We start from the raw sequence: 20,292 nt of genomic DNA, 5'->3' as shown, positions 1-20,292 counted from the left end.
GGTAGTAAAAATATTATTTAAAGTGATAGCTAATAGTTGTATTTTTTGATTTAATAGTGTATCTTTGTTATATATGCATCATTCTTTGATGTTTTTAGTCTTAATTCTGAATTAAACATTAAATGTATCATTATGAAACTGAGCATTATAATTCCGGTATATAATACAGAAAAGTATCTCGATAAATGTCTTGGCAGCATCTTGGCTCAAGACGAAAAAGACTTAGAAATTATTTTAGTTGACGATGGCTCAAAAGACTCCTCATCTGAAATATGTAGTAATTATGAATTGAAATACGATTTTATCCAATGCATTCATATTGATAATTCTGGTCCTGCTACAGCTAAGAATAAAGGGTATGAACTGGCTCAAGGAGAATATATTTCATTTATAGATAGTGATGATGAACTTAACCCCAAAATGTATGCTTTGCTACTTGACAATGCGATGCACAATGATGCAGATGTAGCTTGTTGTTCTTATCTGCAAATCGATGAAGTTGGGAATAAATCTCATGAAGGTTGTACTGGTAGAGATTTTGTTTTAAATCAAGAAGAGGGATTAAGACATTTATTGGAAAAAAACATGATCTATTCTCAGTGTTGGACAAAAATTTATAAGAAAAGCCTTTTGGATAGATATCATATTCGTTTTATTGATGGACTTAAGACCGAAGAAGATTTTATTTTCAACCTAGAGGTCTTTATGAAAAGTAATGTGGTGACAATTGTTGATAAACCGCTCTATATATACACTCATAGGACATCTTCTTTATCACGGGAATATTATATATCTCATATACAGAATTTTCTTTGTAATATGACCTTTCGATTAAAATTAACTAATGATAAAGTAAAAGAATCTTTTCCTGCTTTGAATGAAATTTGCACAGTTCACTGTCTTCAATACTACAATTTAATGATAGGGAGAGCTGCTATGTTTGAATATAAGGATACTTTGCCTTATTATTTACAAGCGTTTGAATACATTAATTCTCACAAGAGAGCATTGATAAAATACCATGGAAAATGTGGATTGAGTATGATTGGAGCCTTGTTTTTTATAGTATTGTCTCCTAAATATTACTTTAAATATAGGAAAACTAAAATAAAATTATAATATTTTTTATAAGTGTCCACTTTTAGTGAACACTTATGGTATACCTTTTTTATTCTATTTTCTTGCTAAATACCTTTTAACTGTTTGTATTCGTCTAATGAAAGAAGTTTTTTACGAGGAGTAAATTTCTTCAGTTCATATTTTATGAGATATCCGATGCCTTTTATTAGCTTCCCGAATTCTTTAAAAAAATTACTTCGTGGGAAAATTTTTTCTACCATTTCTCTCGTCCATGGTTGAGTGAAGAATGAACGATAGTATTCATCTGTTGGATTAACAATAAAATCTATATCGTCTTTCCACTCATATCGGTTAGTTGTCAGTTGTGGATCTGACATTTGAAGAATCTTATAAGTCAATGATTGATAAGGCAGATAATTTAGAAATAACATTCCATAGTCATGCCCATAATCCGGCATCTTACTTTTTTCAAAAAGCACCAGTTTTCCATCAATAGCTAATATTACCCATTTGTGGGATTTTTTTGGATGCAAAAATTCACCTAGAAAGCTGGGAGTTTCCATATATCCGCGTTTGGCAACACGGCAATGTTCTTTTATGAACTGTGTGGGATCATTTACATGTTCAAGGGTTTGGTTACATATTATATAATCGAACTCTTTATCTTTAAAAGGGAGATGCTCTCCATCAGCATTTATAAAGATTTGATGCGGATATATTTTTACGTCTCCACATCTATGGAGATTGCTGTCAATATATCTTTCTACAATGACATTGGCGCGATAAGTCGGATTATGACCGGAGCCTACTTCAACAACTTTATCTCTTCTGCGAATTTTTAAGTCATATTGACTATACGGAGTAGCTGTTTTCATTTACAATTTATTGCTTATAGTTTATAATTCAGAATTAATTGTCTGTCTTTTTTGAATCACTTCTTCATGTACTTTTTTCATTTGTTCATCCCATGACAGGTGTTGAATGGATGCTCTAATATCACTTGGTGGCATTGACATCGAATGAAAAAAATCAATTATTTGTGTAATATTTACGTGACTTTCATTTGCTGGAATTTTCAATACGTATGGCATGTGATCGAAATCGTCATCTGTTTCAGAGTAGGTGAATGCAAATCCACGTGCTGCATATTCTCTGTTTTTTAGAGTTTTAATATTATATATACCACTTCGATGACGTCCCAGGCTGCCAATAGCAAAGTCCGCATGATTAAAAAGCCTATTCAATTCTTCTCCGTGGAGTGCCCCATACAAAATGACGTATGGTTCTAATTCATATTCTTTGATAGGAGTCATTATTTCATCTCGTTCACGTTTTCCGCTAAAATTGCCTACGAGGTGAAAGTATACCTTGTATTTAGGATGATTGTCGTAATATTCTCCCAAACCTCTGATTAGGCGATCGAATCCATGCCAGAAGTGTATTTCGGCAACACCTATCAAATGAAGTTCACGGCTTGTGTCATTGGTTTTGTTTCGTAAAGGGATGTTGCTGAAATCTATGCCATTGGAAAGTTGTATAGTACGCTGACCGAAAATTTCCGTGTCATTTGAATAGGTGACAATAGCATCAATATACTTGCTGAATGTATGACGGAATAACTTGTCCGTATATAATTCTATTTTTTCTGTAATTGAGGAATATTCTTGATCATAGGGGTATGTTGGTATCTCTAAGAATATTATCACTCCATGTTTTTTTAGCATTTTCACCAAATGTATGGTAAAAGGATTGGCATTGTGATAAGAGCGAATATAAACGAATGGAATATTCTTTTCTATAATATAGTGGATGATAGCATGAAACGATACCCGTTTCTTGAGTTTAGCAATCATTCCTTTACCTAGGCTCTCCAATACCGAGTTGTCAATCATCCATTGTCTTTGTCCATCCGGCATCACTTCATAATGGCAAGTATGGACATTCATTCCGCATTTTTCAAGAGCTGATATCTGATATCTTATTTTTTTACTGATACCATTGTACTCTTGAAAACCATAAAAGACTAAAAATAGAGTTTCCATAAGCGTATGATAGCTTTTATAAATGTAACGATTGGTATATTTCTACACATTCATCTGCCGTTTTCTTCCACGAAAACAAACTGGCTCGAGCTATCCCATATTCTTTTTGTCTTTGGTATAACACACTATCAGTCTCCAGTTTCAATATAGCATTTGATATTTCTTCCGGTTTATAGGGATCGACAGACATGGCGCCTCCTCCGGCAACTTCGGGCATGGCTGAAGTATTGCCTATAATAATAGGGGTTCCGCAAGCCATGGCTTCAATCATCGGAATACCAAAACTTTCGCGGAGCGAAGGATAAAGAAAGGCGAAAGCGGCATTATAGAGCGTTGCCAAATCTTTATTGGCAATGTATCCCGGATAATAGAGGTAGGATTTGATTCCCACTATTTTTTCCTGATTTAATAGATGGTCGATATAATCTTCTTTCAGGTCTGCAATGAGTAGCGGACGTTTAACTTCAGATTGTTGCAAATAAAGGCTGTACGCTTTTAAAGTTCGCGCAGCGTTTTTCTTTGGGTCGGTATTACCCAAAAAGAATAGAAAATCATTATGGGGAATATACTTTTGAACAATGTCTAAATCTATTGCAGTTTGCTGGGTAAAATGGGTACTGTAGCCATTGTAAATAGCTGTAATATGTTCGGATGGAATATTCAAGGCTTGGCGTATGCGGTCACATTCAAACTGTGATACCGTGATAATCTTCTTACATTTTTTAAGGATACGAGGAACTACTAAGCGACGATAATGCCAGCCCATCTCTTGATAAAGAGATGGACTGCGATGTTGTCTGGGTTCCAGATATATAATATCATGAAGAGTTAACACAAGAGGAACAGGGCATCTTAAAGGAGCCGTATTCGAAGTGCAATGCAATAAATCGACGCCTAAACGCTTCACTATGCGTGGAAGAGCCACTTGTTCCCAAAGTGGATAAGTTGAACTTTTCAACTCTATTATGGAAAGATTGGGAGACTCTTTTAAGCAGCGATCTTCTCCTGGAGCAACGATAACGAAATACTGGTTGCCGTCATTCCTTTTCTGCAATTCACGAATGGTTTCCAGTGCAACGAAATCCATACCGTGTTTGTTTGGACGAAAGATGCGTTGGGCTTCAATAGCTATCTTCAGTCCTTCTTTCTGTTTTTTTTTTCTTCTGTTTCTTCTGTTTTTACTTTTTTCTCTTTCTTCTTAGTTTTCTTGAATTGGAAGAATCTTGTAAAATGGCTGAATACAGATGCAAATACAAGGATAGGTAAAGCCCATATTGAATGTTTGAAACGTTTGTTTACTTCTCCATCGGGCAATGCCATTAAGAATGTTATAGCGATAACAGTTAAAAGAGCATACCATTTAAAGCTGAGTGACCAATCGAGCAGTGTAATACCAATAGCACAACATACAATAAGGGCAATTAGTAGAAAACGCGAAGGCATCAGCCATTGGAAAAGCTTAAGGGAATAGTCCCATTGGCCTCTCAGTAAAGTTATTGGCAATTTTTTTAGTGCAAAAATTGTACTACTATATTGTGAACGGAGCCAACCGATACGTTGCGCTTCGTAGCCATCAGCACTCTCTTCTTTCTTACTGTAGCATACTACTTCTTCCATATACTCAGTGAAAATATTTTGTTTCAACAGTGCTGTTTCCATTGATTTACTCAAATCGGATCCTTTTAAATTGGGAGCTAATTCATGGAACATTGAAAAGTCAAATGCCATAGCGGATCCAATTAAAGCAGATGAGAACCCCATACGGGTGTGTGCTTTACGGAAAATGTTATTATTGATTTCTTCACTGGTGGCATTTAGTACAGCAATACTGGTAGTCAGATTTTCTGTCATACGATGAGCCTGAATGGCGTCACATCCAGAATAATAGGCGTTATTAAAGAGACTCAAGGCATTAGGGACAATCCGATTGTCAGAGTTGAAAATAACTACCATGTCGTACTCTGCAGGAGAATAACGCTCCATTACTTGCTGAATAGCATAAACCTTGGTACATTGCTCCTTATCGGGGACAACGATGTTGACAGGCATTTGAAGCAAAGTTACGAGATCCTCCTCTGGTAATTGGGTCGCTGCAACAGCTACATCGTACTTATTACGCGGATAAATTTGGGAATCCAGAAAGTGATTGATAGAATTTATCACTTCTTTGCCATTACGCAATACTGTGAAAAGTACGAGGAAACGGTGTGTGACTTTGGCAGGTGGATAAGGGTTTTTATACTTACCAAGCGAGAACAGTGCACAAATGAAGAGATACAACACCGGGATGCATAATAACAAAAATAAGACAGCATCGGCAATCTGCAAAGCGTTATTATTCTCATCCATCCACCAGTCGGGATTGAATATGGAAAAAATATCATTCATAGTGATTATTGCTTTATTTTAATTAATTTCTGTTGAGTAATTTGTTTATCTATATAGGGGCCATTCAACACGAATGCAAGTGAAGCGACTATGACGAAATTCGTAGGCGGTTGTCCCATACCTTCTCCGACATAACCGTTGAGCCATACGCCGAAGACACCACACAAAAGAGCTGCAAGCGTATGGAGGAGTACCCGGTTGCGTATACGAAACATGATGATATAACAACACCTGATTAAGACTATGGTATAAATGGTTATGTAAAGTATCAGACCGAAGATACCTGTCTGCATCCATAATTTCACATAATAAGAGTCAGGTGGAATGAAATCTTCTCTGATAAGTTCCCCTTCGGGAGTCCTTACTGTTCTGGGAACACCATTTTCTAAACCTGTACCCCATGGATGGTGTTCAAGGTAATCTGCAATAAGCTTTCTATTCTCAGTACGAACGTTGTATGAAGCATCGTCCGATGGGCGAAAGGCAGTTCTCATACGGCGTATGATTGAGTTCTGGTCTCCTATATCAGTGTAAGCGAAAAAAGAAAACATGATTGCTCCGGTTAGGATGGAAATTATCATGACCTTCATATTTTTACATATAAAGCAATATAAAATAAGCCCTCCAAAGGGAACAACTATAGCTCCACGAGTACCGGACATCAATACTCCTATTGCTCCCATTACGGCAACACTAATGTAAAATAGTGACAACCACCTATTGCGAGTATGGATGCCAACAATAGAATAAACAATAGTGATAAGGCCCATGTGTGTACCAAAGTTACCAGCGTCACTGAAAATTGAAAAATAGCGAACTCCGGTACTTAATATATGGGTGTACCAACTGTATTTCATGAGCCATTCTGTTTCAGCTACATCAAACCAACGGTATTTTTGATATAAGAGTTTAAGGAAAGCAATTAGAGTAAATGCTCCAATGGTTATTAGTCCTACTTTGAGGGCTTTGGGATTATCCGCTAATAAAGAGGAAATTATGTAAAGTACAAACGTTCCTAATATCCAGCTACGGATGGCAAGTGTAACGCCTTCGTCACGAATGCCGGGATTACCAAGTTGAACTAAAATAAATATCATCCAAACAATATAGCTGACAGTAAGTACATTAATTGCATTTGAGATTTTTATATTGGACGTTTTTCGGATGGAGGCAAAAAGAATAGTGATAGTCATGTATACTAACAAAATATCCAGAACTACACTCAGTCCTTCCTGGCGACTATAGCGCATAATTGCTGTGAGGAAATATGAATAAGTTGCATATAGTATATAACCTAAACGAGGTGACTGACTACCATAGATAAGTATGATCGCTGCTAAAGGTAAACATATAACTGTGGCAGCTATTATTAGTTTCTGAGCAATAATAGATGTCACAATAGTAACTAATCCTACTGTTAACAGTAGGAAAGTAAGGCCCTTAGGCGGCAGGTCATAACTTTTATGTGGGTTACTATATACCATTAGTTTTTATTATTACACTATTTTACAGCCGCCTTTTGTGAAGTCAGTCCTAATTGTGCCAATCTGCTAAAGAATGAATGTACGGGCATTTTAGGTGGCAACTCACCTGTAAATGATTCAACTACATCGCGGTCTGCATTATTCAGATAAAGGAAGAAAGGACTATTTTCCAGATATTCTTTTATCGGAGCGAGTGTTGCATCGTCACTATTTCGCCACAAACGTTGAGCGTTGGCTATGAGTAAGGTTGCATTTGCTTTCTGAAGTGCGGATAAAGGTACTGAACTATCTTGTATTGCCGGATATTCTACCAAAATAATATCAGGAATTTGCTCCGCTTCATTTAGCTTCCAAAAATCAGATAGTTGTTCAGCTTGGATATATTTCTTATCATCTACTTCGAAGTCTACGCCATATTGTACCAAGCGTACACGAACTCCCTCGGATTGCCAATGCTCGATGAAATATTTTGCTAAGAATGACTTCCCTTCGCGGGGATTGATACTAAGCATATTGATAACTGCCGGTTGTCCCGGAGTCATGTACTTATCCAGCTTGCGACAGCAATAGGCAGCGGCAATTCGATTGCATACTTTTAAGAAACCACGATATTTCAAATTGTTTATACCGTTGAATGCTGCAATGACGGGTAAACCACTGAGACGTTTACTGCGGAGAGGATCACGTAAGGTGCGGTCTAATATTTCGATGAGCAAGAAGTAAGTAACAATAAATACAATACTGCCAACAAAGGCTATTAATACGTAGAGTATGCGTTTACGTCCATTGTCTGTCAGAGGAAAATCAGGAGAAGCCACTGTTTGCAAGTTACTTGTACTCATTTCAATATTCTTTAAACGAAGATTGGCATCAGCTAATCCTTTGAGCTGGGTACGATAGTTATCTTCTGCTATGCCGATGGCACGTTCTTTACGACCAATTTGTGTACCAATAGGAGACATGTGGCTGTACTGATCAAATATATCTTGCTGACGTCTTTTTAACACATCTAACTCAGCTTTTGCTTTAGCTTCACCAATACAGGCTGCTAACCATTCAGTAACCATATCTTGAATGCCGACTCCCTCTTTAGAAAAACTAAATTCGTTTAAGTTATCAGAAATATGGTTGATTTGATCTTCTGCTTTTTTTAATGCATCTCTATCTCTTCTCAGTTTATCATTTGCTTCCTGATTCTCTTCTGAGGTAAATATTTCATGTTCCATAATGCTCTGATTGAGCGTGCTGACTTTATTCAACTCTTGCAGAAGATTTGTATTACTACGAATGATCTGTGCCCGAATATCCATTTTTTCTTCCAGCATATTACGTAGGGCAAACGCACTCTCATAAAGCCGTTCTACATCTTCAAGACGGTCTTCTGTATCATAACGTGTATTTGCCAAAGCCTTAGTTTCTTCCGGATAATTGATGACACGTTCTTGAACATTATAATTCATTAAATCGTCCTCTTCTCTATTCAGAGCTTCTTTGGCTAAACGAACTTGTTTCTCAAAATAAGCAATAACATCATTGGTTGATTTAAAACGAAGTATCTCATAAGATTTTATTAATTCGTCTATTAAAATACTTACTGTCTTTTGAGTAATTCCGGGATCTGCGGAAGTATATAAAATTTCAAGGATATCACTGTTCCCTGCACGTTTTATGGTGATTTCATCTAATGCTAGGGCACTATAAAATGGTACAGGACGATTGAATATAGAATATATAAAGTTATTACTATTCTCTTTTCTATATGCGGTGAGATTAGCAAGCGTTTTTTCAACATCTTTCCGATCTATTAATGCTAACACTTCTTTAGGGGTTATTTGCAATAACTGACGGTAATGTTTCGCTTGGATATACTGGTTATCTTTCCATTCTTCACCATAAGTAAAAGAATTGGCTAATAAGCGGAGAGACACTTTCTCCAATGTACCACGAGATTTTGCAATATTAATAAGATTGTCAAATGTACTATTAATAGCTGTATAGTTTATGGCACTTCCATCAATGGAAGTCGAATTAGTGATTCCTGCATATAAACTACTTTTCACTGTATAGCTATATGGTAAAAACTGAGTGAAATAAATGACTAAACCTGTAACAAAAAGGGTTCCCCACAACAGCCAATAGCGGATGCGGTATAGAAATTGTGATATGAATAGAATTATATCCATAAGGCATTATTTGTCTTTTATGATTTTTACATTGGTCAACATCTCCAATAGTACAATAGAGTTGTGCAATGCGACCCTACTTTGTTCATAATTGGTAACGGCTCCAGTACGTCGTGCACGTTCCAGAGAAAGCGAAATAATATCTATCTTTCCTTGAATGAAATTATTTTCTGATATTTTCATCTGTGCATTGTAGAGTGCAGCTGTTTCAGCTTTAGCTTTAATGGTAGCTAATTGCTCTGTTACTGCATTATAAGCTTCCAATACTTTAAGTTTTCGGTCTTCCATTACTTCATCTTGTGTATACTCCAGTTGTTCGATGCTATATTTGTATTTCTTTAGCTTTAATGGACGATTAAATAAGTCACCAAGACTAACACCGACATTAGCACCCACATTGAAGTTGTGTTGTGCACTTGACATTGTGGTTTGATACATGGGAGTAAATTCATCACTGGTATTACCAATGACATTATATCGTCCATATGAATACATACCACTTAACCGGAAATAATTCCACCATTCACGCTTCTGCAGGCGATATTCATTTTTCACCTGATCTATCTGTGACTGTGCCCGCTTTACTGTGGCATTCTCTGTAACAGCATCCAAAAAAATAGATAAGGGGGGTAATTCCATCTTTTCGATTTCTATGGGCACATCATTCTTTGTATAAGTGGAGGTTGCTTTTTCCCATTGTGCATCTTCCATTTTTAAACGTTCCAAAGCTTTGATGCGTTCTTCACGCGACATAGTCGGTTCTTGTGCAACAATAGTTGCAGGAAAAGCTAATAACCCCCAAATGGCTATGCTATAAATATATGCGATACACTTTCTTATCATTTCTTTTTGATTCACTATTGTGTCAAACTGCTATTTATTTATCTCTCTGTTTAAACATTCTCTTTTTGGATAAATGCTGTTAATGTTTTGATCAGAATTTTCATATCCAGCCAAAATGAAAAATCTCTTGCATATTTTATATCCAATTGTTTTCTTTCTTCAGCAGACATTTTGCCTGCTTCACCTCGTTTCTCTACTTGCCACAATCCTGTTAATCCCGCTGGTGCCATAAAACGGTCTATATATGCATCACTAGTCAACAACTCTGCTTCATAGAGGGGGAGTGGCCGATTTCCTACAATACTCATATCGCCTTTCAGTATGTTGAATAATTGTGGCAACTCATCAATGCTGTATTTGCGAATGATACGTCCTACACGCGTTACACGTGGATCGTTCTCTAATTTAATGAATGTATTGTTCAGAGCCTTTTCTTTCTTTTTCGCGAAATCCTCTTCGGAAATCACAAAATCATCCGAAATCAATAAGCTTTCTTCTTCATCCGGCGTACCGGAAAGATCATCGAAACGAATTTCAGGACCTTCGTCAGAACTTTCAACTTCTTCTATTTGATATTGATTGAGGGCATTTAATTCCTTCAATCGCTTATCCGCATTAGTGTACATGGAACGGAATTTTAAAAAGTTGAAAATCTGATAGTTAGAGCCTACTCGCTGAGATTTGTAAATAACTTTCCCTTTGCTCTCTATACGAATGGCAATGGCAGTTCCTATCAATACAGGAGAAAGAATGATAACGGCTGCACTTGCAAAAAGTACATCAAATGTACGTTTCCATAGAGGAAGATGGAAAGTGTTCAGTACCTTGCGATGCGTTTCGCTAAATTCTTTCAACTTGCTCTCTTTACGTGCCCTGAGATATGTATTCATGTGTTGAATATTATCTTCTTCGGCATGTGGAGGGAGGGTATTGTTTACTCCGGCTTGCAGATAAGCTTTCCGATTCTCGGATTTCAGTTCTTCAGTTATGAGAGTGATGTAAACCCGAGGATATCGCTTACGCAAATAGGTTATCTCAATACAGTCTGCCTCGCGAGTTTCAGTTTGTTCATAAAGAATGGATATGTTATACCTGTCTCGGATGCCATCGATTACTTTAGCCGCTTTCTGGGGAGAAGAGACAGCAACGAACATACCCCCTGTGACTTTGCTCAGATGATCGATACTAATCCGATTATTCCCTATATAGATGTAGTATAACATGTCCTTTTATGCGTATTTGTTGTTGATTCAGATGAACTTTTTGAGGCGTACTTTCAATTCCATGGGATTGAAAGGCTTTAGGATGTAGTCTACTGCACCTTCTTCAAGCAAACGGATACGCTCGGTAGTACTTTCTTCACTCGAAAGCATCATAACGGGGATATGTTTGAAGAGTTCATTGTCCTTGAGGTATTTAAGAAACTCTGAACCGTTCATTTTTGGCATGCGTATGTCTGATATGATCAAATCGGGTTCATTACCTTCATGTAGCCACTCAATTGCCTTCAAGGGATCTTCGCAGTATACAAAATCATACTCTTTTCCCAAGTACATAGAGAGCACTTTGCCTATAGAGGCTTTATCATCTACTAATAATATCTGTTTCATTATTGCTATTTATATTATTCTGTTACCTGCTTTATATATTATAAGTTTTTTGTTCATAAAAAAAACTGCTTTCTTTATGGGCTTTACAAGCGATGAAGGCAGTTTTATCTTATTCTTTTTTCGTCAATACATTTGTTTCGTTTGATAATAAGCAAAAATACGTTTATTTGCGCTAATTGTATTTGTATAGGGAGAGAAAAATCATATAATTAACTCTTTTTAATAGATATTTCTCGGTCAGATGAAACAACTTTCTCTTTAGAATCATCAAATAATGTTTTTCCGCTTTTTAGGCTCTTGATAAGGAGGAAAAGAGTGTAATTGATCAGTTCTGTAAAGCGATACATAAAAAAGTCAGATATTTTCTGACTTTTTTATGAAATTTGCTTCATATCGGTGATTAGGGTTTTATAAAAATGTCATTATTATGATTGGATATCCAATCTGTATTGTTAGCTCCACCGCTTGTGACCCAACCTTTGAAATCAGGGTAGACATCTGTAATCATTTTCCGTTCTTTGGGGTATTTCCATACGTCTGTACTCGGTATACAAATGCCCCATGCTAAACCTTCAGTACTGATATAGTACCCTTTCTGGTTAACATTAAGCATGTTATTGCGTGCAGAAGCATCGTTACTCATTCCAAATAAAGTAGTAGTGGCTAATTGGGTAGGAGCATAATTGGGCAAGTGTATTTCTGTACGCCCTGTATTTTCCTGGCTTTCTTTACTTATAATGAATACATCTATATTTTTGATCTTTATGGCTTCCATAGCTTCTTCAGTTGTAGAGAATGTCATCGCGATTTCAAACGCAGCTCCATTTCCATTGTATGTACTTCCAGCAGTTGGATCCGTGCAATAGAACGTAAAGTTATCATCTGCAATAGAAGGATTGCAATACTTATGTGCATTAGTACAGAGAATTACAACCGGGTGATCTTGTCCGCTTTCAAAGGCAGGAGATCCATTTTGTACTTTTCCACTTAAGGTTACTCCACTACTGCTTACATTCAAGAATTGAATTCCTACACCAGTCTTACGGCTGGAACCTACGGCACGTACATTTCCTTGAATGGTTAACTTCTTGCCATCAGTTATATTCATCTTGTCAATAGTAATAACGATGTCGTTCATGTCAAAGTCACCGTAAGCGGGCCATTGATCCTCAAAAGCATAAGTATAGATGGTGTTGTCGCCTGTATCCGGTTTGGGAGGATCTACGGGATCGGGATCACCGGAATTACCTTCGTTGATGATGCCACCGCAGGTTTCAATTTCGTATTTAGATTCATCAAAACCTGTTTGGATGATGCCTTGATCTGATTTAAGACAGTCTGCATTATTGTTTGCTTGAGAGTAGTCTGGAGTGCCTTCTACGACTAAATTCCCTTCCAGATGGGTTGTCCAATTATATTTGATAAGTTGGGCCTTTATCATAGACTTATTAGTCTTTGTACCTGTGTTTCCTCCGATAAAGCGGTTGTTTCCGCTCTTTATAGTTAACGTCCTAGCTTTAATGATAGAGCCATTTAGTAAATTAAATTTAGCATCATTTTCATTAGATATAGTAGGAGTCGGCATCCATGCTTCATTCTCTAGTCCTGCAGTTATGGAACCATGATTCAATGTTACATCTCTGAAAGAAAAATTATTTTTAATAATCATCATGCAAGCATTGTATATAAGATCTCCAGAACCTCCACTGTTGAAATTGAAAACTTCAATAGTGCCGTCATTGTATAAAGCAAGTCCGGTATTTACGGCATAGCCTTTGATTTGAGCTTTATCATGATTAATAATTCTTGTTCCTGTGCCATTGTTTGTCCAGATTTGGCCACTTGGCTCATTGTTGAAAGAAATATTGGCACTATTAAACAGAGTTCCTCCGTTCATGGAGATATTCCCTTTTACATTTAGATCTGCTTTGTTCACAAAGGCTGCGTCAACTAGGTTTAATTGGGGCGTTTCGAGTTTATTACAATTAAAAAAGGTTGTCTTATTGAGGGCTATCTGATTGGTGGTCTCAATAACTCCGTTGTTGTAGAACTCTCCTGCACTTCCCGGATTAATGAGTGATGCAGCTTTAATAGTACCAAAATTTACAATCTTGCTACACTGGAAGCTAAATGTTCCTTTTATATTTAAAAGTCCTTTGGGGGCTATTGTCAGATTGGGTTTGTTATCGAATGTAAGTCCATTGTCACTGATGATTTTTCCACCATCTAATACATATATATCAAAAGCATAGTAAGTGGTACTGATTTTCCATGTACCTTTCACATAGATACTCATTCTACCATTTACTTGAATATCTTTAGTAAATGGAGATACTTCTGTGTAATTTTCTGTGATGATGTATTTGGCTCCATTATCGAATGTCATGCCGGACCCCCAATCATTTGTTGGTTGATCAGATTTTGATGGTACGTCAATATTATCTTTATAGTCAGGTACTTCAGGCTCTATTATTCCGGCTTGTTTTGCTGCTTCATAGGCAGAAGTACTCTCGGATGTTTCGGTACGTGTAGTCGTTGTAGCATAATATAACTTACAATTTAGTATACCTCCATTTTCTGGTATAGTGTATTGATAGATTTCTTTCCGTTGGTTAGGGTCAGTTTGGCGTACAAAGACTTGTTTGCAGTTTTTAGGTATACTGATCTCTGTTATATAACTGTTTCCACTTTTGGCATATCCAGCAGCAAGTGGCGTTGCTGTTTTGTCTGACAATGGATTGGAAGTAAATACTTCTATCAGATAATTGTACTGTCCGTTGAATTCATCTTTGACTTCAATGTTCAATTTGACAGTGGTAATCATTGACCAGTCAAAGCCGTCGGGGGCTACAAAATCTTTTCCTAAGGGATTCTCAACAGGGGCTATAGGGCGAACCTTGTCCGGGTTGTACACATCTTTGTCCGCGCAAGCTGCTAAAAATAGGGGGGCTGCAAGGGTTAATTAAGCAATCGTGTTTTCTTATTCTCATAACTATAATTTTTAATCGTGTAATATCGGTTGGCTTTTTTACGCAACAAATATAAATAGAATATTTAACTTTTATGGCTTTTTAGCCTTTTTTGTGAAAGGAATGTTGTTTTTCTGGTGATTGTGATAAAAAAAGCCGGAAGTACACTTCCGGCTTTAAGATAAAAATTGTTTTGATGTTCACTTATCAAGGTTTTACAAAGATATCGCTGGTGTGGTTAGAGATCCAACCTAAATCTTCCGCTTGTCCACCATTGATTACCCAGTTTTTGAATCCGGGATAAACAGCTGTGATTATCTTATATTCTTTTGGCCATTTCCACACTTCTGTACCAGGAATACAAATACCCCATGCCAAACCCTCAGTACTAATATAGTAGCCTTTTTGGCCGACATTAAGCATACTATTGTGTGCAGAAGCGTCATTACCCATTCCAAATAAAGCTGTGGTAGCTAAATTGGTAGGAGCATAGTTAGCCATATGTATCTCCGTACGTCCTACATTCCCTTGGGCTTCTTTACTGATAATGAATACATCCAGGTTCTTGACATTCATAGCTTTCTTTGCTTCTTCGTCTGTAGATAATGTCATTGCTATTTCGAACGCAGCTCCATCTCCGGAATTGTATGTATTTCCGGCAGTTAGATCCGTGCAATAGAACGTAAAGTCATCATCCGCAATAGAAGGATTACAATACTTATGTGCATTAGTACTGAGGATTACAACTGGATTGCTTTGTCCACTTTCAAAAACCGGAGTTCCGCTTTGTACCTTTCCACTTAAAGTTGCTCCACTGCTACTTACATTCAGGAACTGGATTCCTACACCAGTCTTACGGCTGGAACCAACAGCACGTATGTTTCCTTGAATGGTTAACTTCTTGCTATCGGTAATGGTCATCTTATTGATAGTGACAACAATGTCATTCATGTCGAAGTCACCATAAGCAGGCCATTGGTCTTCGAAAGCGTAAGTATAAATGGTTTTATCCTCTACATCCGGTTTTTCGGGATCTTCCGGGTCGGGATCACCTTCGTTACCAGAATAGTAATAGCCACCACAAGTAGAGAATGTATTCTTTGATCCTCCCCATCCGGTAGTTGAACATCCGCTTGTAAGCCATTTGGCATTATTTATGCCATTATAAGGAGGATCATAGGTAAATGCGTTTTCAGGCATTTCTATAACTAAGTCCTTTAAATTAGTGTCGCCTCCTTGAGATATACGCACTCCTCCAACCTGCAACAAAGAAGGATTACTTCCTTCTCCCCTGAAATTGCTGGGAGTCCTATTGATATGTAGCAAAGTAGCTTTGATTACTGAACCGTTCTTCAGAATGTATTGTATCGGGCTATCATTACTCATAACTACTGGAACCGGTTTCCACTGGTCAGCATTGCTTTCGGATGTATTCAGATTTTCAGGTCTTTCTCCGGTGATGGAACCATTATCGAGCGTCACATTTCCCCAATTGAATTTTTCTTTCACTATCAGTGCGCAGCTATTGTATAGTATATCAACTGAAGAATTTTCGAAAATTGTGAATTCGCCATAACTATCATTATAGACAGAAACTCCTCCACTCAGGTGATATCCTTTAATAATTCCTTTGTCATGGTTGACTATGAAACTACCACTTGATGTGTTATTAGTCTTTATAACACCTGTTTGTTCATCTACTAAAATTGCTCCATGATTACTAAAGCTACTAATAGTAAATTCCAGATTTTGAGATGAAATCTGACCTTTATTCAGAACTTTGCTGCCATCTACCTTGAACCATTGTCCAACTGTAAGTTCACCTTTATTAATGAAGTTCATTTTAACAAGGTCCATGACTCCGGCAACCTCGATTGTACCGGCATTGTAAATCTCCGGATATGAACCCATATTTGCAGTAATAGTGGCAGCCGTAATCGTACCAAAGTTCTTATAGACCTTACTACATGGTTTGAGCGTACCGTTGTTGATGGACATAGTTACACCGGAGGCGATAGTCACTGATGAAGTTGATGCTCCGAATGTTACGTTCCCGTCTGCGATAAAATTTCCTCCAATAAACCACTCACCACCATTAGTTGCGAAATTACTGGTGCATTTAACTGTACCACCTTTTTCTACAACAAATTTAGAAATGCTGGTAAATGTTTTGTCACCTGCAGTTGCTATCTCTATTTTACCTCCATCTAATACGTAAATGTCAAAGTTAGAATAGATATTAGTTACTTTCCATGTGCCTTTTACAAAAATCGTACCTTTACCGCTCGGTACCTGGTATACCTTATTGCTTTCTTCACCAGCCGCTACAAGAATTTTAGCACCATTGCTATATTGATTTCCATTAGGGCTTGTTGGGCTATCCGATACATCTGGAACAGCCGGAATATCAGGGGTTTCTACTGTGTAATTGTTGTCTTCCAGCTCTTTAAAACCTGCAGCGATAGCAGCATTAGCGGCCGAAGTGCTACCAGTACCAGCTCTCGTAGTGGTACCTCCTGAATAATACAGTTTACAATTTAATGTCTCTCCATTTCCCGGAACAACGAATTCATAAACTTCCTTGCGTTGTTTCGGATCAGTTTGACGAACATAAACTCGTTCTATGGATTTAGGAATGCTAACTTCTACAACATAATTTTTTCCAGCCTTTGCATAGTCTGCAGCAATAGGAGTTGCAGTTGCATCGGTTAACGGATTAGTAGTGAAAACTTCTGCCAAATAGTTGTACATTCCGTTGAACTCATCTTTGACTTCGATGTTCAACTTGACAGTAGTAATCATTGACCAGTCGAAACCAGTTGGAGCCACAAAGTCCTCTCCCAAAGGATTCTCAACGGGAGGTACAGGGCGTACCTTGTCGGGGTTATACACATCATTGTCCGCGCAAGCCGCTAATAATAAGGGGGCTACGAGGGCAATAATTGCGTAATAGCGTTTGGAAATTTTCATACTTCTCTTATTTAAATGTTATATTGGTTAGCTTTTGTGGTTCAAAGATAAATAAAATATTCAAGTTTTAGTTGCAAATTATGTCTTTTAACAACTTTGGTTGTGTTTTACTTAAAATGTGTTTAGTGGAGCATTTCAGCCTATGTAGCAGCTAATTGCTCATTTTTCCTTTTAACTTTAATAGTTTTATAGTTATCGGAATTTTGGAAAGAAGGGGGAAAGTTGATTTTTTTAGCCTTTAAGGTCGTCTGGCTATGGCTTATGCTTTGGTGATTTCTCCCGCAAGGTCGGAGTTCATGCGGTAACGGATTTCTGCCTGGCTGAGACCATGGCCGAGAAGGAACATAAGTTTGGTGACTGCGCATTCGGGGGTGCTGTCGTAGCCACTGATAACGCCTGCCTGGAGAAGTTTCAGACCGGTTTCGTAACGTCCCATTTCAACTATGCCACGTTGGCATTGGGTAATATTTACAATAATGATACCGCGCTCGGTAGCATCTTTAAGTTGCTGGATGAACCATTCCTTCTGAGGGGCATTACCGGAACCGAAGGTTTTGAGTACGACTGCTTTCAGACCGGGGACGTGGAGAACGGAATTAATGATGCTTTCCTGAATGCCGGGGAAGAGGGTAAGCATGACAACGTTGGTATCGAACAGGTAATGAGGCTTCATAGGACGCGTCGGATCAGGACGGCGGATGATATGTGCATCGTACTTGATGTGGATGCCTGCATGAGCCAGTGAAGGATAGTTGAATGAACGGAATGCGTTAAAGTTTTCGGCATTAATCTTTGTGGTGCGATTGCCGCGCATCAATTCATTTTCAAAAAAGATACACACTTCGGGTACTATGGGAGTACCATCGGGATTTTTTGCGGCAGCTATCTCAATAGCGGTTATCAGATTTTCCTTTCCGTCTGTACGCAGAGTGCCGATAGGAAGCTGAGAGCCTGTGAGAATGACGGGTTTAGCCAGATTCTCAAGCATGAAACTGAGGGCAGAGGCTGTGTAAGACATGGTATCTGTTCCATGAAGAATGACAAAGCCGTCGAAGTAATCATAATTGTAGTTGATAATCTTTACGATTTTTGCCCAAAGCGATGGTTCCATGTCAGAAGAGTCAATGGGCGGATCGAACTGGTAGGAAGAGATGCGATAATTGAAACGCTTCAGTTCGGGAACATGTTTGAGAAGATGATCGAAGTTGAAATTTTCAAGCGCACCTGTCTCCGGGTTTTCTATCATACCGATGGTTCCGCCAGTATATATCAGTAACACAGATGGGTAGTCAGTCTTCATAAACATAACCGGGTTACTTCAAGTCATTTATTATTTTAATAATCACCTTATATAATTGTGGAATATCTTCTTTACAAATGCAGACACTGTCAAGCTTCATCATTCCACTATCACTTAACAGGAAATCATCTACAGAGTAAATATCAGAACATCTTTTCTCTATTAGTTCAAGAGAATCACGAATTAATTCCAGGGTATGAAAAGCTATTAATTTATCAAACATAAATACCCTCCTTTAATATCTTTTCACGTAGGAGTGCATCCATCTTATCACGTAGACGCACAATATCAACCGGACAGCCTAACAATTCTTCCAATTCTTTTTTTATGCCGGATAAAGCAAAGAAGCCATGTAGTTGCCCTTCAATATATATATCGACGTCGCTTGTTTCTGTTTGTTCGTTCCGAGCAACAGAACCGAATATGCCCATCCGGGAAATACCATATTTACCGGCATTTTTTTGCATATAATCACGCAATAATGAAATATATTCGGTAACAGTTTTCATCACATTTCGGTTTTACTAGTGCAAAGATAAGAAAAAAACAGTGATTAGCGGTAAATGATTAGTGATAAGTGTCATTTTGTTGTTATTGCACCATCCGCTTATCACTAATCACTCCTCCCTAATCACTTCTTCAACCCTTCTTTTAACTGTGTGATCGCCTTTTCCGCATCTCCTTCAGCTTCATTCAGCAGGGTGACGAATCGGCTGCCGATGATAGCACCGGAAGAGTTGGCACAAGCGGCGTCAAATGTCTGTTTGTTACTGATGCCGAAGCCAACCATGCGGGGATTGCGCAGGTGCATATCCTGTATCTTTTTGAAATAAGCTTGCTTCTGGCTATCGAAATCTTTCTGGGCACCGGTAGTAGCAGCGCTGGATACCATATAGATGAAGCCGTCGGTATGTTCGTCGATTTCACGGACACGGGCTTCACTGGTTTCGGGGGTGATGAGCATGATGACACGGATGTCGTAACGGTCGGCAATAGGTTTATACGTTTCTTCGTAGTCTTTGAAGGGAAGATCGGGAATAATAACGCCGTCGATGCCACATTCTACGCATTTCTGACAGAAAGCCTCGAACCCGAATTTCATGATAGGGTTGAGATACCCCATCAGGATGAGAGGAATACGGACATCGCTACGGATATCGCGGAGCTGTTCAAACAAAATACGCAGTGACATACCGTTGCGGAGAGCACGGGTGGCAGCTTCCTGGATAACGATGCCGTCAGCCATCGGGTCACTGAAGGGAATACCGATTTCAATTGAATGGACCCCATTGCGTTCAAGGGTACGGATGACGTCGGCAGTACCTTCCAGGGTTGGACAACCGGCACAGAAGTAGATGGACAGCAGGTTTTTAGGGCTGTCCTGAAAAAGTTGATTTATACGATTCATGATGTTATTCTAAAT

16 protein-coding genes are annotated in these 20,292 nt (G+C 38.1%); 1 reads left to right on the top strand and 15 read right to left on the bottom strand.

All coding sequences use genetic code 11. The annotated features are described in order from the left end of the window. Nucleotides 1-132 precede the first annotated feature (132 nt). Entirely contained in the window at nt 133-1,119 is a 987-nt protein-coding gene (locus tag DW036_RS13455; RefSeq protein ID WP_118464815.1) for a glycosyltransferase, read from the top strand. Between the two features lie 65 nt (nt 1,120-1,184). On the opposite strand, the gene DW036_RS13450 is transcribed toward DW036_RS13455, so the two are convergent. From DW036_RS13450 to trpA, 15 genes are all read right to left on the bottom strand, one after another. Continuing rightward, complete coding sequence (locus tag DW036_RS13450) at nt 1,185-1,955, bottom strand: class I SAM-dependent methyltransferase (protein WP_118464814.1); 771 nt, start codon at nt 1,953-1,955, stop codon at nt 1,185-1,187. 21 nt (nt 1,956-1,976) lie between these two features. Continuing rightward, the gene (locus DW036_RS13445; RefSeq protein WP_118464813.1) at nt 1,977-3,122 is read right to left on the bottom strand and encodes a glycosyltransferase; all 1,146 of its coding nucleotides are present in this window, start codon (nt 3,120-3,122) and stop codon (nt 1,977-1,979) included. A gap of 16 nt (nt 3,123-3,138) precedes the next feature. Then, complete coding sequence (locus DW036_RS13440) at nt 3,139-4,260, bottom strand: glycosyltransferase family 1 protein (protein ID WP_118464812.1); 1,122 nt, start codon at nt 4,258-4,260, stop codon at nt 3,139-3,141. Then, nucleotides 4,257-5,510 (bottom strand): glycosyltransferase family 2 protein, encoded by a 1,254-nt coding sequence (locus tag DW036_RS13435; protein WP_118464811.1) that lies wholly within the window; start codon nt 5,508-5,510, stop codon nt 4,257-4,259. Before DW036_RS13435 ends, DW036_RS13440 begins: the two co-directional genes overlap by 4 nt. A 5-nt stretch (nt 5,511-5,515) precedes the next feature. Continuing rightward, nucleotides 5,516-6,760, bottom strand: a complete 1,245-nt coding sequence (locus DW036_RS13430) for an O-antigen ligase (RefSeq protein WP_233560426.1) — start codon at nt 6,758-6,760, stop codon at nt 5,516-5,518. Between the two features lie 251 nt (nt 6,761-7,011). Then, a complete protein-coding gene (locus DW036_RS13425; protein ID WP_118464809.1) occupies nt 7,012-9,177 on the bottom strand; it encodes a hypothetical protein in 2,166 nt (721 codons plus the stop codon). Between the two features lie 6 nt (nt 9,178-9,183). Beyond that, nucleotides 9,184-10,020 carry a TolC family protein gene (locus DW036_RS13420; RefSeq protein WP_118464808.1) on the bottom strand — a complete coding sequence of 279 codons (837 nt, stop codon included), beginning with the start codon at nt 10,018-10,020 and terminating at the stop codon, nt 9,184-9,186. Nucleotides 10,021-10,070: 50 nt separating this feature from the next. Next, complete coding sequence (locus tag DW036_RS13415) at nt 10,071-11,243, bottom strand: sugar transferase (RefSeq protein ID WP_118464807.1); 1,173 nt, start codon at nt 11,241-11,243, stop codon at nt 10,071-10,073. Nucleotides 11,244-11,270: 27 nt separating this feature from the next. Further along, entirely contained in the window at nt 11,271-11,630 is a 360-nt protein-coding gene (locus DW036_RS13410) for a PleD family two-component system response regulator (protein WP_044534803.1), read from the bottom strand. Nucleotides 11,631-12,030: 400 nt separating this feature from the next. Next, nucleotides 12,031-14,544: an LruC domain-containing protein gene (locus DW036_RS13405; RefSeq protein WP_118464806.1), complete on the bottom strand. Its 2,514-nt coding sequence runs from the start codon at nt 14,542-14,544 to the stop codon at nt 12,031-12,033. A 262-nt stretch (nt 14,545-14,806) separates the two neighbouring features. Next, entirely contained in the window at nt 14,807-17,569 is a 2,763-nt protein-coding gene (locus DW036_RS13400; protein ID WP_118464805.1) for an LruC domain-containing protein, read from the bottom strand. A 259-nt stretch (nt 17,570-17,828) separates the two neighbouring features. After that, the gene (locus tag DW036_RS13395; RefSeq protein WP_118464903.1) at nt 17,829-18,869 is read right to left on the bottom strand and encodes an asparaginase; all 1,041 of its coding nucleotides are present in this window, start codon (nt 18,867-18,869) and stop codon (nt 17,829-17,831) included. A 13-nt stretch (nt 18,870-18,882) separates the two neighbouring features. After that, nucleotides 18,883-19,092: a hypothetical protein gene (locus DW036_RS13390; protein ID WP_118464804.1), complete on the bottom strand. Its 210-nt coding sequence runs from the start codon at nt 19,090-19,092 to the stop codon at nt 18,883-18,885. Continuing rightward, nucleotides 19,085-19,378, bottom strand: coding sequence for a nucleotidyltransferase family protein (locus DW036_RS13385; RefSeq protein ID WP_022210223.1), 294 nt, complete (start codon nt 19,376-19,378; stop codon nt 19,085-19,087). Before DW036_RS13385 ends, DW036_RS13390 begins: the two co-directional genes overlap by 8 nt. 122 nt (nt 19,379-19,500) lie before the next feature. Then, the gene (gene trpA, locus DW036_RS13380) at nt 19,501-20,277 is read right to left on the bottom strand and encodes a tryptophan synthase subunit alpha (RefSeq protein WP_022210224.1); all 777 of its coding nucleotides are present in this window, start codon (nt 20,275-20,277) and stop codon (nt 19,501-19,503) included. Nucleotides 20,278-20,292: the final 15 nt, after the last annotated feature.

The sequence above is a fragment of the Bacteroides sp. AF39-11AC genome (genome assembly GCF_003474285.1).
Lineage (GTDB): Bacteria > Bacteroidota > Bacteroidia > Bacteroidales > Bacteroidaceae > Bacteroides.
The sequence above is the reverse complement of the archived record's forward strand: the minus strand, read 5'-3'. Positions and strand labels throughout refer to the sequence as shown.

Bases quoted from the DNA above. Each gene is read 5' to 3' on its own strand.
- DW036_RS13395 (WP_118464903.1), bottom strand. From the start codon at position 18,869: ATGAAGACTGACTACCCATCTGTGTTACTGATATATACTGGCGGAACC.
- DW036_RS13410 (WP_044534803.1), bottom strand. From the start codon at position 11,630: ATGAAACAGATATTATTAGTAGATGATAAAGCCTCTATAGGCAAAGTG.
- DW036_RS13400 (WP_118464805.1), bottom strand. From the start codon at position 17,569: ATGAAAATTTCCAAACGCTATTACGCAATTATTGCCCTCGTAGCCCCC.
- DW036_RS13450 (WP_118464814.1), bottom strand. From the start codon at position 1,955: ATGAAAACAGCTACTCCGTATAGTCAATATGACTTAAAAATTCGCAGA.
- DW036_RS13430 (WP_233560426.1), bottom strand. From the start codon at position 6,760: ATGCGCTATAGTCGCCAGGAAGGACTGAGTGTAGTTCTGGATATTTTG.
- DW036_RS13385 (WP_022210223.1), bottom strand. From the start codon at position 19,378: ATGAAAACTGTTACCGAATATATTTCATTATTGCGTGATTATATGCAA.
- DW036_RS13455 (WP_118464815.1), top strand. From the start codon at position 133: ATGAAACTGAGCATTATAATTCCGGTATATAATACAGAAAAGTATCTC.
- DW036_RS13435 (WP_118464811.1), bottom strand. From the start codon at position 5,510: ATGAATGATATTTTTTCCATATTCAATCCCGACTGGTGGATGGATGAG.
- DW036_RS13425 (WP_118464809.1), bottom strand. From the start codon at position 9,177: ATGGATATAATTCTATTCATATCACAATTTCTATACCGCATCCGCTAT.
- DW036_RS13390 (WP_118464804.1), bottom strand. From the start codon at position 19,092: ATGTTTGATAAATTAATAGCTTTTCATACCCTGGAATTAATTCGTGAT.
- trpA (WP_022210224.1), bottom strand. From the start codon at position 20,277: ATGAATCGTATAAATCAACTTTTTCAGGACAGCCCTAAAAACCTGCTG.
- DW036_RS13445 (WP_118464813.1), bottom strand. From the start codon at position 3,122: ATGGAAACTCTATTTTTAGTCTTTTATGGTTTTCAAGAGTACAATGGT.
- DW036_RS13415 (WP_118464807.1), bottom strand. From the start codon at position 11,243: ATGTTATACTACATCTATATAGGGAATAATCGGATTAGTATCGATCAT.
- DW036_RS13420 (WP_118464808.1), bottom strand. From the start codon at position 10,020: ATGATAAGAAAGTGTATCGCATATATTTATAGCATAGCCATTTGGGGG.